Annotated in this window: 13 protein-coding genes; 6 read left to right on the forward strand and 7 right to left on the reverse strand. The window is 72.4% G+C overall.

Translation table 11 applies throughout. The features are described 5' to 3' along the window. The first annotated feature begins 8 nt into the window (after positions 1 to 8). Positions 9 to 1124 (forward strand): alanine dehydrogenase, encoded by a 1116-nt coding sequence (ald, locus tag RBL05_RS02660; RefSeq protein WP_308740683.1) that lies wholly within the window; start codon positions 9 to 11, stop codon positions 1122 to 1124. 170 nt (positions 1125 to 1294) lie between these two features. Here ald and RBL05_RS02665 read toward each other — a convergent pair whose 3' ends face one another. The 6 genes from RBL05_RS02665 to RBL05_RS02690 all read right to left on the reverse strand — a co-directional run bounded on the left by RBL05_RS02665 (position 1295) and on the right by RBL05_RS02690 (position 6447). Continuing rightward, a complete protein-coding gene (locus RBL05_RS02665) occupies positions 1295 to 1627 on the reverse strand; it encodes a metal-sulfur cluster assembly factor (RefSeq protein WP_308740682.1) in 333 nt (110 codons plus the stop codon). Positions 1628 to 1783: 156 nt separating this feature from the next. Further along, positions 1784 to 2539, reverse strand: coding sequence for a Fe-S cluster assembly ATPase SufC (gene sufC, locus RBL05_RS02670; RefSeq protein WP_308740681.1), 756 nt, complete (start codon positions 2537 to 2539; stop codon positions 1784 to 1786). Positions 2540 to 2613: 74 nt separating this feature from the next. Beyond that, positions 2614 to 2952: a non-heme iron oxygenase ferredoxin subunit gene (locus RBL05_RS02675; RefSeq protein ID WP_259882747.1), complete on the reverse strand. Its 339-nt coding sequence runs from the start codon at positions 2950 to 2952 to the stop codon at positions 2614 to 2616. After that, the gene (gene sufD / locus RBL05_RS02680; RefSeq protein WP_308740680.1) at positions 2952 to 4274 is read right to left on the reverse strand and encodes a Fe-S cluster assembly protein SufD; all 1323 of its coding nucleotides are present in this window, start codon (positions 4272 to 4274) and stop codon (positions 2952 to 2954) included. The genes RBL05_RS02675 and sufD overlap by 1 nt, the downstream gene beginning before the upstream one ends. Continuing rightward, positions 4274 to 5701, reverse strand: a complete 1428-nt coding sequence (sufB, locus tag RBL05_RS02685; protein WP_263309725.1) for a Fe-S cluster assembly protein SufB — start codon at positions 5699 to 5701, stop codon at positions 4274 to 4276. The genes sufD and sufB overlap by 1 nt, the downstream gene beginning before the upstream one ends. Beyond that, positions 5698 to 6447 (reverse strand): helix-turn-helix transcriptional regulator, encoded by a 750-nt coding sequence (locus tag RBL05_RS02690; protein WP_308740679.1) that lies wholly within the window; start codon positions 6445 to 6447, stop codon positions 5698 to 5700. Before RBL05_RS02690 ends, sufB begins: the two co-directional genes overlap by 4 nt. Before the next feature lie 276 nt (positions 6448 to 6723). Here RBL05_RS02690 and RBL05_RS02695 point away from each other — a divergent pair, with 276 nt between their 5' ends. The 5 genes from RBL05_RS02695 (at position 6724) to map (ending at position 11594) form a co-directional block, all read left to right on the forward strand. Further along, positions 6724 to 7803: a glutathione S-transferase family protein gene (locus tag RBL05_RS02695; protein WP_308740678.1), complete on the forward strand. Its 1080-nt coding sequence runs from the start codon at positions 6724 to 6726 to the stop codon at positions 7801 to 7803. Positions 7804 to 7901: 98 nt separating this feature from the next. Next, a complete protein-coding gene (locus RBL05_RS02700) occupies positions 7902 to 8825 on the forward strand; it encodes an ABC transporter ATP-binding protein (protein WP_308740677.1) in 924 nt (307 codons plus the stop codon). Then, positions 8822 to 9634 carry an ABC transporter permease gene (locus RBL05_RS02705; protein ID WP_308740676.1) on the forward strand — a complete coding sequence of 271 codons (813 nt, stop codon included), beginning with the start codon at positions 8822 to 8824 and terminating at the stop codon, positions 9632 to 9634. Before RBL05_RS02700 ends, RBL05_RS02705 begins: the two co-directional genes overlap by 4 nt. 158 nt (positions 9635 to 9792) lie before the next feature. Then, positions 9793 to 10776: a COX15/CtaA family protein gene (locus RBL05_RS02710; RefSeq protein WP_308740675.1), complete on the forward strand. Its 984-nt coding sequence runs from the start codon at positions 9793 to 9795 to the stop codon at positions 10774 to 10776. Beyond that, positions 10773 to 11594, forward strand: a complete 822-nt coding sequence (map, locus tag RBL05_RS02715; RefSeq protein ID WP_308740674.1) for a type I methionyl aminopeptidase — start codon at positions 10773 to 10775, stop codon at positions 11592 to 11594. The genes RBL05_RS02710 and map overlap by 4 nt, the downstream gene beginning before the upstream one ends. Positions 11595 to 11721: 127 nt before the next feature. On the opposite strand, the gene RBL05_RS02720 is transcribed toward map, so the two are convergent. Beyond that, positions 11722 to 13596 carry a 1-deoxy-D-xylulose-5-phosphate synthase gene (locus tag RBL05_RS02720; RefSeq protein WP_308740673.1) on the reverse strand — a complete coding sequence of 625 codons (1875 nt, stop codon included), beginning with the start codon at positions 13594 to 13596 and terminating at the stop codon, positions 11722 to 11724. Between the last annotated feature and the right edge of the window lie 87 nt (positions 13597 to 13683).

Genomic DNA, 13683 nt, shown 5'->3' on the forward strand with positions numbered 1-13683 from the left:
CTGGACACATGCGCATCGGGGTGCCCCGCGAGGTCAAGAACAACGAGAACAGGGTGGGCCTGGGCGCCGCCGGCGTGCACGAGCTGGTGATGCACGGCCACGAGGTGATCGTCGAGAGCAGTGCGGGCCTCGGCTCCCGCGTGAGCGACGAGGACTACGCCGCCGCGGGCGCGACCCTGCTGCCGGCGGCCGACGAGGTCTGGGCGCAGGCCGAGATGATCGTGAAGGTGAAGGAGCCGCTGCCCGAGGAGTACGGACGCCTGAGGAAGGGCCAGATCCTCTTCACCTATCTGCACCTCGCGGCCGACCGGGAGCTCACCGAGGCGCTGCTCACCTCCGGCACCACCGCCATCGCCTACGAGACCGTCCAGCTCCCCGACCGCTCCCTGCCGCTGCTCGCGCCGATGAGCGCGATCGCGGGCCGGCTCGCCGCGCAGGTCGGCGCCTACCACCTGATGGCGCCGCTGGGCGGCGGCGGGGTGCTGATGGGCGGGGTGCCCGGGACCTCGGAGGCGAACGTGCTGGTCCTCGGCGGCGGCGTCGTCGGCGAGCAGGCGGCGATGATGGCGCACGGGCTGCACGCGAACGTCACCGTGATGGACGTGAACGTCTCCCGGCTCTCCCAGATCGCGACGATGCACCATGGCGGGATCCTGACCCGCTACTCGACCGCCCTCGACCTCTCCGAGCAGATCGAGCAGGCCGACGTCGTCGTCGGCTCGGTGCTGATCCCCGGCAAGCGCGCCCCGAAGCTCGTCACCGACGAGATGGTCTCCCGGATGAAGTCGGGCTCGGTGCTGGTCGACGTCGCGATCGACCAGGGCGGCTGCTTCGAGAACTCCCGGCCCACCACGCACGACGACCCGACCTTCTCGGTGCACGACGCGATCTACTACTGCGTGGCGAACATGCCCGGCTCCGTGCCGGTCACGGCGACGGCGGCGCTGAACAACGCGACCCTCCCCTACGTGCTGAAGCTCGCCGGCGCGGGCTGGCGGGACGCGCTGCGGGCCGACGAGGCGCTCGCGAAGGGCCTGCACACCCACGAGGGCGCCCTCACCCACGCCGGCACCGCCGAGGCGCACGGCATGGAGCTCACGAGCGCCGCCGCCGTCATCGGCTGACCCGCCCGTCGGCGCTGCCTGTGCCGAGCGCCCTCACTCCGCGCGCCGGGCGCAGCGCACCGCGCAGAAATGCACGCCCACGACTCATGCGGGGAGCCACAAGAGTCGTGGGCGTGCAGAACTCGTCAGTCGCTGCCGGAGCGCGGGTTCCGGCCGGGGCGATCAGACGATCAGAGGTTGAAGCCGATGGCGCGCAGCTGCTCGCGGCCGTCCTCGGTGATCTTCTCCATGCCCCACGGCGGCATCCACACCCAGTTGATGCGGTGCGTCTCGGTGATGGGGTCCAGCACCGCGAAGGTCTGCTCCTCGAGCACGTCCGTCAGCGGGCAGGCGGCGGAGGTCAGGGTCATGTCGATCACGGCGTTGCCGTCCTCGACGGTCACCCCGTAGACGAGGCCCAGGTCGACGACGTTGATCCCGAGCTCGGGATCGATGACGTCCTTCATCGCCTCGGTAACGTCCTCGACGCTCACGGTCGAGGGCGGGATCTGCTGGTCGGTCATGGTGTCCTCCCGGAAGGGGTGCGGGACTGCTCCCGCAGGGGTGCGGACGGGGCTCGTCGGGCCGTCCCGGGAGGTGCTGTCCGGGAGGGTCCGCGGCGGGTCCCGCGGTGCGGCCGTCCCGCCCCGCGCGGGTGCGGGGCGGGACGGCCGGCGGCATCAGGCGCCGACGAGGAAGCGGTCGTAGCCCTCGGCCTCGAGACGCTCGGCCAGCTCGGGACCGCCCTGCTCGGCGACCCGGCCGTTGACGAAGACGTGGACGAAGTCCGGCTTCACGTACTGCAGGATGCGGGTGTAGTGGGTGATCAGCATGATGCCGACCTCGGTGTTCTCCTTGGCGCGGTTGACGCCCTCGGAGACCACGCGCAGCGCGTCGACGTCGAGGCCGGAGTCGGTCTCGTCGAGGACGGCGATGGAGGGCTTCAGCAGCTGCATCTGGAGGATCTCGTGGCGCTTCTTCTCGCCGCCGGAGAAGCCCTCGTTGACGTTGCGCTCGGCGAAGACGGGGTCCATCTTCAGGTCGTCCATGGCGCCCTTGACGTCCTTGACCCAGGTGCGCAGCGAGGGGGCCTCGCCGTCGACCGCGGTCTTGGCGGTGCGCAGGAAGTTCGAGACGGTCACGCCGGGGACCTCGACGGGGTACTGCATGGCGAGGAAGAGGCCGGCGCGGGCGCGCTCGTCGACGCTCATCTCGAGCACGTCCTCGCCGTCGAGGAGGACCTCGCCGCCGGTGATCTCGTACTTGGGGTGGCCGGCGATGGCGTAGGCGAGGGTGGACTTGCCCGAGCCGTTGGGGCCCATGATCGCGTGGGTCTCGCCGCCCTTGATGGTGAGGTCGACGCCCTTGAGGATCTCCTTGGTGCCCTCAGGGGTCTCGACGGTGGCGTGGAGGTTCTTGATCTCCAGGATCGACATGTGGGGTTCTCCTTGACCAGGAAGCTGGTGGATTCGTGGGGCTGGGGCGGGCGTCGGTGCGGGCGCCCGCGAGGTCAGGTTGCGGGAGCGGCGGAGGGATCCACGAGGATCTCGCCGCTGCTCTCGTCGATGCGCACGGGGAACACCCGCACGGGCAGGACCGCCGGGAGCTGCAGAGGACGACCGGTGACGAGGTCGAACTGGCTGCCGTGCTTCCAGCACTCGATGGTGCATCCCTCGACATCGCCGTCGCTCAGCGCGATCTCGTCGTGCGAGCAGAGGTCCTCGAGGGCGTGGACGCCGCCGTCCTCGTCGCGCACCAGGGCGATCTCGATCCCGCCGGCGACGACGTCGATCGCCTCGCCGGGGGCGAGGTCGGCCAGAGCGGCGACGGGGACGAAGGCGTCCGACATCAGTTCATGCTCCGTGCGAGCTCGTCCTCGATCGCGGCCGAGAGGCGCTCGCGCACCTCGGGCACGTCGATCTGCTGGATGATCTCGGCGAAGAAGCCGCGCACGACCAGACGGCGCGCCTCGATCTCCGGGATGCCGCGAGCGCGCAGGTAGAACAGCTGCTCGTCGTCGAAGCGCCCGGTGGCGGCGGCGTGGCCGGCGCCCTCGATCTCGCCCGTCTCGATCTCCAGGTTCGGCACCGAGTCGGCGCGGGCGCCCTCGGTGAGCACCAGGTTGCGGTTGAGCTCGTAGGTGTTGGTGCCCTCGGCCTCCTTGCGGATCAGCACGTCGCCGACCCACACGGACCGCGCGCCCTTGCCCTGCAGCGCGCCCTTGTAGGCGACGTTGGAGGTGCAGTTCGGGACGCTGTGGTCGATGAACAGGCGGTTCTCGAAGAACTGGCCCTCATCGGAGAAGTAGAGGCCCAGCTTCTCGATCTCGCCGCCGGGGGCGGCGTACTCGCCGATCGAGTTCAGGCGCACCGCGCTGCCGCCGAGGGTGACGGCGACGTGCTTCAGGCGTGCGTCGCGGCCCACGCGGGCGTGGTGCTGCGCGATGTGCACCGCGCCGTCGTCCCAGTCGTGGACGGTGATGACCGTCATCTGCGCGTTGTCGCCGACGAGGATCTCCACGTCCTGCGCGTACTGCGCCGAGCCGGTGTGGTTCAGCACCACGATCGAGGAGGAGGACTCCTGCGCCTCGATCACGAGGTGCGCGTTGGCGCGGCGGTCCGCGCCCCGGCCGGTGATGTCCACGCGGAACGGCGCGTCGTAGGCGACGTTCTTGGCGGCGACCAGGTGCAGCGCCTGCTCGGTGCGGGCGGAGGCGATCGCCGTGGGCAGGTCCTCGGGCACCAGCACGGTGCCGCGGGGCGCCTGGCCGGGGGCGAGCGTCGAGGGCTCCGGGGCGCCCTCGGGCACGGTCACGGCGTAGTCGACGGCGGGGTCGCCCTCGCGGTCGTCGGTGGCGGCGTCCTCGAAGAGGGCGGAGAAGCGACGCAGCGGGGTGAAGCGCCACTCCTCGATGTCGCTCTTGGGCACGGCGTGGTCGGCGACCTCGAAGGAGCGCAGTCGCGCGCCGCGGTTCAGCGCGGCGTGGGCGGCGGAGACGTCCTGGCCCGGCAGGCTCAGGTTCTCCTCCTCCAGCTCCGGCGCGGCCGTCGTGTCGGTGCCCTCCATGGCGGCTCCGGCGGCGACGGGCGCGGCGCCCGCCGCGTGGCCCACGGCCTCGTTCGCGGTCGGGTCCCCGGCGCTCTCGGCACCCTTCACATCAGTGGTCGTCATCAGCCGACTGCTCCTTCCATCTGCAGCTCGATCAGGCGGTTCAGCTCGAGGGCGTACTCCATCGGGAGCTCGCGGGCGATGGGCTCGATGAAGCCGCGCACGATCATCGCCATCGCCTCGGTCTCCTCCATGCCGCGGCTCATCAGGTAGAAGAGCTGCTCCTCGGAGACCTTGGAGACGGTGGCCTCGTGGCCCATCTGGACGTCGTCGACGCGCACGTCGACGTAGGGGTAGGTGTCGGTGCGCGAGATCTGGTCCACCAGCAGCGCATCGCACAGCACGGTCGAGGCGGAGTGCTCGGCACCGGGCATGACCTGGACCAGGCCGCGGTAGGAGCTGCGGCCGCCGCCGCGCGAGACCGACTTGGAGACGATCGAGCTCGAGGTGTGCGGCGCCATGTGCACCATCTTCGAGCCGGTGTCCTGGTTCTGGCCCTCGCCGGCGAAGGCGACGGAGAGGGTCTCGCCGCGGGCGTGCTCGCCCATCAGCCAGACGGCCGGGTACTTCATGGTGACCTTGGAGCCGATGTTGCCGTCGACCCACTCCATGACGCCGCCCTGCTCGACCGTGGTGCGCTTGGTGACCAGGTTGTAGACGTTGTTCGACCAGTTCTGGATGGTCGTGTAGCGGACGCGGGCGTCCTTCTTGACGACGATCTCGACGACGGCGCTGTGCAGCGAGTCGGACTTGTAGATCGGCGCGGTGCAGCCCTCGACGTAGTGCACGTAGGAGCCTTCGTCGGCGATGATCAGCGTGCGCTCGAACTGGCCCATGTTCTCGGTGTTGATCCGGAAGTAAGCCTGCAGCGGGATCTCGACGTGCACGCCCTTGGGGACGTAGACGAAGGAGCCGCCGGACCACACGGCGGTGTTCAGCGCGGAGAACTTGTTGTCGCCCGAGGGGATGACGGTGCCGAAGTACTCCTTGAAGAGCTCCGGGTGCTCCTTGAGCGCCGTGTCGGTGTCCAGGAAGATGACGCCCTGCTCCTCCAGGTCCTCGCGGATCTGGTGGTAGACGACCTCGGACTCGTACTGCGCGGCGACGCCGGCGACGAGGCGCTGCTTCTCGGCCTCGGGGATGCCGAGGCGGTCGTAGGTCTCCTTGATGTCCTCGGGCAGGTCGTTCCAGTCGGCCACCTGCTTCTCGGTGGAGCGGACGAAGTACTTGATGTCGTCGAAGGCGATGCCGGAGAGGTCCGGGCCCCAGGTGGGCAGCGGCTTCTTCTCGAAGAGCTTCAGCGCCTTCAGCCGACGCTCGAGCATCCACTCGGGCTCGTCCTTGCGTGCGGAGATGTCGCGCACGACGTCCTCGGACAGGCCGCGCCGCGCGCTGGCCCCGGCCGAGTCCTCGTCGTGCCATCCGAAGGCGTAATTGCCGATCGAATCGATGATCTCGTCCTGTGAGAGCTTCTCGGGTGCGCTCGTCATGGTGTCCTTCCCTCGGTGAGCGGAATGTGGGTCGTGCAGACGTGAGCCCCCTGCGCCAGGGTGGCCAGGCGCTGGACGGGGGCCCCGATGATGCGGGAGATGACGCGGGACTCGGCCTCGCACAGCTCCGGGTGGTCGGCGGCCACGTCGAGGACGGGGCAGCGGCCGTGGCAGAGCTGCGCGGTGACGAGGCTACGCGGACCGGCGCCGCCCTCGCGACGGGCCGCCGGCAGCGGGACGTGCAGCGGGCGGACGGTGGTGGCGTAGCCGCGCTCGGTGAGCAGCTGAGAGAGCAGCTCGAGCCGCTCGGCGGTGCCCACCGGCTCCCCGGTCTCCGCCTCGAGGCGGTCGACCCGTTCGGCGAGCCGCTGCTCCCAGTCGGAGATCCGCCGCTCCGCGAGGGCGGTGACCGCCTCCTCGCCGCCGCGGCGGGCGAGCTCGTCGACCGCCATCACGGCCAGCTCGTCGTAACCGGCGGCGAAGTCCTCATGCGCCGACGGCGAGAGCACGAAGGTCTTGCTGGGGCGTCCGCGGCCGCGATGGGCCACGGGCACCTCGTGCTCGGCGATGGTCCCCTCCGCCTCGAGCGCCGCGAGATGGCGGCGCACGGCGGCGCTGGTGAGGCCGAAGCGCTCGGCGAGCTGCCGGGCGGTGATGGGTCCGTGGGTGGAGATCGCCTCGACGAGGCGATCGCGCGTGGCCGGCTCGGGCTTCGCCGCGAGCTCCTGCGCATCCTGCTCGGCCATCCTGCACCTCCCTTCTCGACCACCTAGATTTTACAACAGGACTCTTTCCAAATACTGCCCGAGTCCTGTGCCCCCGGCCACGAAGGGTGCCCTTACCTGCGACGTCAGGCAGGGCGGGGCGGATCGCGCGCCCCCACGCATGGTGCACGACATGGGCGCGGAGCGCACCCCGGCGCCCCTCTCGGCGCGCCGACAGCCGCCGCCCCGAGAGGCTTCCATCTAGTACCGGTTTCAACTATTATGGCGGTGACGCCACCGACACGAAGGGACCCCACGATGAACGAGACCGCCCCCGCCTCCACGGACGCCGCCGCCGAGGAGCACTCGACCCGCGGCGCCTACGTCTCCGGCGGCAAGGCCTTCGACCGCGACATGAACTACATCGACGACCGGATCACCCGCGACGGCCGCGACGGCTGGCCCGTCGAGGCCGGGCGCTACCGGCTGATCGCCGCCCGCGCCTGCCCGTGGGCCAACCGCACCCTGATCTCCCGCCGTCTGCTGGGCCTTGAGGGCGCGATCTCCGTGGGCATGCCCGGCCCCACACACGACAAGCGCTCCTGGACCTTCGACCTCGATCCCGGCGAGGTGGACCCCGTGCTCGGCTACGAGCGCCTGCAGCAGGCCTACTTCGCGCGCTTCCCCGACTACCCGCGCGGCATCACCGTCCCCGCCGTCGTGGACATTCCCACCAGGGCCGTCGTGACCAACGATTTCCAGCAGATCACCCTCGACTTCGCGACCGAGTGGACCGAGCACCACCGCGCCGGCGCCCCGGACCTCTACCCCGAGGCTCAGCGCGAGGAGATCGACGCGCTGAACAAGTGGATGCTCCACCGGGTCAACAACGGCGTGTACAAGGTCGGCTTCGCCGGCTCGCAGGAGGACTACGAGCGCGAGTACGCGCTGCTCTGGGAGGCCCTCGACGAGCTCGAGGAGCGCCTGGGCCGCAGCCGCTACCTCATGGGCCCCTCGATCACCGAGGCCGATGTGCGCCTGTTCCCCACGCTGATCCGCTTCGACCCCGTCTACCACGGCCACTTCAAGGCCAACCGGCAGACCCTCGCCTCGATGCCGAACCTGTGGAACTACACCAAGGACCTGTTCCAGACCCCGGGCTTCGGCGACACGGTCGACTTCGCGCAGATCAAGCGGCACTACTACTACGTGCACGAGGACATCAACCCCACGCAGATCGTCCCCGCCGGCCCCGCGCTCGAGCCGCTGCTGGAGGCGCACGACCGCGACCGCTTCGAGACCGACACCTGGGGCCCCGGCGGCACCGCTCCCGAGGCGCCGCTCGCCGCGGAGGTCGTCGACCCGGCGCACACACCGCTGCACGTCACCGGGCGCTGAGCCCGGCACGGCCCGGGTGAGGTCTCGCCCACCTCGCCCGGCCCGGACGCGGCGCCGTCCCCGGCCCGGCGTCGCGTCCGGCCTACGATGGGGCGGCCATGGACGACCACTCCCCTGCCCTCGTCGCGACCGACCTCGCCCACTCCTACGGTGCCGTGCGCGCCCTCGACGGCCTGAGCCTGACCGCGGAGCGCGGCGAGGTCACCGCGCTGCTCGGCCCCAACGGCGCCGGCAAGACCACCGCCGTCTCCTGCGCGACCGGTCTGCTGCGCCCCGATGCCGGCAGCGTGCGCGTGCTCGGCACCGACCCCTGGCGAGCGAGCCCCGAGCACCGCGCCCGGGTGGGCGTGATGATCCAGGACGGGGGCCTCGCCTCGGGCGCGACGGCGATGCAGCTGCTGCGCTACGGGGCGAGCCTGCACGCCGCCCCGCTCGACGTCGACGAGGTCGCCGCCCATCTCGGCATCGACGAGTTCGCCCGCACCCTCGAGCGACGCCTCTCCGGCGGACAGCGCCAGCGGCTCGCCCTGGCGCTGGCGATCATCGGCCGGCCCGACCTCGTCTTCCTCGACGAGCCGACCGCCGGGATGGATCCCTCGATCCGGCGCCGGGTGCGGGAGCTGATCCGAGGGCTGGCCCGCACCGGCACCGCCGTCGTGCTCACCACCCATCTGATGGACGACGTGGTCGGGCTCGCGGACGCGGTACGAGTGATCTCCCGCGGCCGCGTGCTCGCCTCCGGCAGCGTGCAGGAGGTGGTCCGCGAGCATCGCGGGCCGGGCGGCGGCGTGACCCTCCGGGCGACCGCGAGCGGCGTCGCCCCCGACGCCGTGCCCGCCCTCGAGCAGGCCCTGCACGAGGCCGCCGCCCGTCACGGCGCCCGCTTGGAGGTCTCCAGCGCCGCGGCCGCTGACCTCGAGGCGGTGCTGCTGGACCTGATGGACCGCGACGCCCCCGGGGACGAGGACGCCGAAAGCACGACCCGCCACGACGACGCCCCCAGCGCAGGAGCCGCCCGATGAGCGCCGCCGCCCCGTCGACCTCCCCTGCCGGTTCCGGCGGCACCGCCGCCGCGCCGCGCGTGCCGCGTCCCGCGCCGGCGCTGCGCCGCATCCTCTCCCACGCCCGGCTCGAGACCCGCGTGCTGCTCTCCAACGGGGAGCAGCTCATGGTCGCGATCGCCCTGCCGGCGATGGTGATGGTGGGGCTGTGGCTGCTGCCCGTCGGCCGGCTCGAGGGCGCTCCCGCGATCGACACCGCGGTCGCCGCGACCTTCGCGACCGCGCTGATCTCGACCTCCTTCACCTCGCAGGCGATCATGACCGGCTTCGACCGTCGCAACGGCGTGCTGCGCTGGATCGCGACGACGCCGCTGGGGCGCAGCGGCTATCTCGCCGGGAAGATCCTCGCCACCCTCACCACCCACGTGCTGCAGGTGGTCGTGCTCGGGGTGCTGGGCCTCGTCCTGGGCTGGCGGCCGGAGATGGCCGGCCTCGCGGCGCTCGTCCCCGTCTGGCTGGTGGGGACGGTGGCCTTCGGGGCGCTCGGTCTGCTGGTCGCGGGGCTGCTGCGTACCGAGGCGGTGCTGGCGGTGGCGAACCTCGTGTTCGTGCTGCTCGTCGCCGTCGGCGGCGTCGCCTTCCCCACCACCTCGTTCCCCCGGATCCTCGGCGGGCTCGCGGACCTGCTGCCCTCGGGCGCGCTCGGCGAGCTGATGCGGGCCTGCCTCGCGGGCGGCCCGTTCTCCCCCGGCTCCGCCGTGGTGCTGCTGCTGTGGGCCGCGGCAGGGGTCGCGGCCGTCGTGCGCTGGTTCCGCTGGACGGATGCCTGAGCCCCCTCGCACGAGCCCGACGCCGGGCCCCGGTCCCGGAGCTCCTGCCCGGCCGCTCGGCCGTCGCGGGCGACCGCCGAGTCCTCACGATGCGGGATCCCTCGCATCCGCACCCGGAGTCCAGGCGGCCCTCGGCCGCGGAACCTAGACTGCTGGGCATGTCCTCGCCTGCCCTCTCCGCCGAGCGCTCCCCCGAGCGCCACGGGCGGATCACCACCCTGCCCGACCGTCGTCTGACCTCCTGGGGGCCGCAGCGGCGCGCGCGTCTCGCCGCCATCGCGATCTGGGGCAACCTGATCTGCCAGATGGGGATCATCCTCTCGGGCGGCGCGGTGCGTCTGACGGGCAGCGGACTGGGCTGCTCCTCCTGGCCGCACTGCGAGCCGGGGAACTTCACCCCGGAGCTGACGCTCGAGGCCGGGATCCACCCCTTCGTCGAGTTCGGCAACCGCACGCTCACCGGCGTGCTGAGCATCTTCGCGGTCGCGGTGCTGCTGGTGACCTACCGCTGGCTCGCCCACAAGGGACGCGGCTTCCGGATGCTGGCGTGGGTGCCGCTGATCGGCACCGCCGCGCAGGCGCTGATCGGGGCGTTCGTGGTGTGGTTCGACCTGCACCCCGGGATCGTCAGCCCCCACTTCCTCATCTCCCCCGTGCTCGGCGCGCTCTCGACGGTGCTGCTGGTGCGGCTCTACGACGGCGACTCGCACGTGCGCCTCGCGGTCCCGCCACGACTGCTGGGGCTCTACGTCCCGCTGGCGGCGGTGGGCTTCGTGGTGCTGGTGCTCGGCACGCTGGTCACCGGCACCGGCCCGCATTCGGGCGATGCCGGGGACGTCACCCGCCTGATGTTCTCCCCGGTCGTGATCACCCGGGTCCACGCCGTCGCGGTCTACCTCTTCCTCGCCCTGCTGATCGCGATGCTGGTCGTCCTCCACCGCTCGCGTGCCCGCCGCGAGGCCCGCACCGCGGCCTGGTGGCTGCTCGCGGCGACCCTCGCGCAGGGCGCGGTCGGCTACATCCAGTACTTCACCGGGCTGCCCGAGCTGGTCGTCTTCGGCCACCTGCTCGGCGCCGCCGTGTTCGCACCGATGATCGCCTGGGTCGGGGCCCGGCTGGTCACCTGGCAGGAGGCACGATGATCCTCGGACGCCGTCGCCGCAGCTCCACCCAGGAGCTGCCCGCCACCGCGCAGGCCCGTCCGGCCGGCGAGTTCGTCGCCTCCGTGCTCTCGCACCTGCGGCAGGTCGTGGACCTGGGCTGGAACCTGCTGGACGTCGACGCGGAGGCGCATCGCCTGATCCGCGAGGCGGGGGCGACCAGCTGCTACATCGACTACCACCCCGTCTTCGGCGCCTCCCCCTTCGGGTACGTCATCTGCACCTCGCTGAACGAGGGCGTGCTCCACGGCCGCCCCTACGACCGGGTGCTCGAGGACGGGGACCTGCTCTCCCTCGACTTCGCCGTCTCGGTGGAGGGCTGGGTGGCGGACTCGTGCCTGACGATCCCCATCGGCACCCCGCGCGCGGAGGACCTGCAGCTGATCCGCGACACCGAGCAGGTGATGTGGGCCGGGATCGACCAGGTCACCGCCGGGGCCACCGTCGGCGACATCGGCTTCGCGGTGATGAACGAGGCGACCTCGCTCGGCTACTCGATCAACGACCGCTTCGGCGGCCACGGCGTGGGGCGCACGATGCACGAGGCGCCCTTCGTCCCCAACCATGGCACCCCCGGCGGCGGCGCCGAGCTCGTGGCCGGGCAGCTGATCACCGTCGAGCCGTTCCTGGTGCCGACCACCTCGGAGCTCGTCGTCGACGAGCGGGACGGCTGGACCCAGCTGGCGGCCGACGGCTCCCGCGGCGCGCACGCGGAGCACACGCTGCAGGTCACCGACGGCGCGCCGATCGTCCTCACGGCCCGGGCAGACGACCCCGCTCCGCGCAGCTCGCTGGGCTGAGAGCCCCTGCGGCCGCTCCGTTCCGCGGTGTGCTCACCGCGTCGGCGGCACGGCGTCCTCGTCTCCGGCCCACGACACCCGCCGCGTCGGAGCGACGTGCCCGCGGGTCGTCACCGAGCAGCGCGATTCAGAGCAGTGCGGCGAGGCTCACGGCGATGCCAGGGGCGTCCAGGCCCTGGTCGGCGAGGATCGCGTCGCGCTTGCCGTGGGCGAGGAACTCGAGGTCCACGCCCAGGCAATGCACGACGGGGCCGGGCCCCGCCGGGGTCGAGCGTCGGCCGAGCCGCAGTGCGAGCGCGGCACCGATCCCCCGCTCCGCGAGGCCGTCCTCGAGGGTGAGCACCGCGCGGGCGCCGGCGGCCAGGTCCAGCAGCTCCTCGCCCAGCGGCAGCGCCCGGACCGGATCGAGCACGACCACGTTCGCCGCGGGACGGGACGCCGCGATCTCCCGGGCGGCGGCGAGGGCGCGGTCGGCGAGGGCGCCGACGGAGACCAGGAGCACGTCGATCGGGGCCTCCGCGTCGCCGTGCAGGACGTCTCCCGCGGGCAGCTGGGCGAGCGCCGTGAGCTCCTCGGGGCAGGCGCCCTTGGGGAAGCGGACGATCGAGGGGCCCGGGGTGCCGAGCGCCGCGGGGACCGCCGCGTCGAGGCGGGCGCCGTCGCGGGGCGCCCACAGGCTCAGTCCGGGCACCTGCGCGGCGAGGGCGAGGTCCCAGATGCCGTGGTGGCTCGGACCGTCGTCCCCGGTGATCCCGGCGCGGTCCAGCGTGATCGTGACGTCCTCACCATGCAGGGCGAGGTCCAGCAGCAGCTGGTCGTGGGCGCGGTTGAGGAACGTCGCGTAGAGCGCGACGAGGGGCAGGCGGCCCCCGGCGGAGAGGCCGGCGGCGGTGTCCAGCGCGAGCTGCTCGGCGATGCCGACATCGAGGACGCGCTCGGGCATCTCCTGCTGCATCGGGGTGAGCCCGACGGGGTCGATCATCGCGGCGCTGAGCGCGACCACCCGTTCGTCGGCACGGGCGGCGTCGAGCACGGCGGCGCCCAGGCGGGCGCTCCAGGTGCGGGCGGCGGGCTTCGTCGCCTCCTCGCCCTCGAGCGAGAAGGGGCCGGTGGCGTGCCAGTGGTCCACCGCGTCGGCCTCGGCGCGGGCGAAGCCGGCGCCCTTGCGGGTGAGGACGTGCAGGACCACGCCGGCGCTGCCAGGGTCCTCCGCGGCCTCGCGGGCGGCGGCGGTCGCGGCCGCGAGCGCGGTGAGATCGTGGCCGTCGACGGGTCCGAGATAGGTCAGACCCAGCTGGGTGAAGACGTCCTGTCCGGGCAGCACCTCGCCCGTACGCAGCGCGGCGAGATGCCGAGCGAGGCCGCCGACGGTGGGCGCGTAGGAGCGGGTGTTGTCGTTGAGCACGACGACGGTGCGGGAGCCGCGGTCCGCGGCGAGCTCGTTGAGCGCCTCGAGGCCGACGCCGCCGGTGAGCGCGCCGTCCCCGATCACCGCGACGGAGACGCCCTGCTTCCCCGCGAGGCGGTGGGCGCGGTCCAGGCCGTGCGCCCAGGCGATCGATCCGGAGGCGTGGGAGTTCTCGACCAGGTCGTGCTCGGACTCGCCCCGGTCGGGATAGCCGGAGGTGCCGCCGGCGCGGCGGAGCCCCTCGAGGTCGGCGCGGCCGGTGAGCATCTTGTGGACGTAGGCCTGGTGGCCGGTGTCGAAGACGATCGGCTCCGCCGGGGAGCGGAACTCGCGGTGCAGGGTGAGGGTCAGCTCGACGACGCCGAGGTTCGGGCCGAGGTGGCCTCCGCTGACGGCGCAGATCTCGAGGAGGCGGCGGCGAAGGGTGCGGGCGAGGCCCGGGAGCTGCTCCGCGTCCAGGCTGCGCAGCGCCTCGGGGTCCGCGGGGATCGGCACCTCGGGCGGGGGCACGGTGGAGTCCGCCGCCGGGCGGGAGGGGGCGGGGCGCGGGCGCCGACGGGTCGGCGCGGCAGCGTGCTGCTCAGTGGTGGACACGCACGGTCCTCCCTCGGGGACGGGATCGGGACCTGTTCAGAGTACGTGGTGCTGACCTGCCGAGACGGGAGACATGGTCACATCTGT

This window comes from Brachybacterium sp. GU-2, from assembly GCF_030866705.2.
In the GTDB taxonomy this organism is placed as follows: Bacteria; Actinomycetota; Actinomycetes; order Actinomycetales; family Dermabacteraceae; genus Brachybacterium; species Brachybacterium conglomeratum.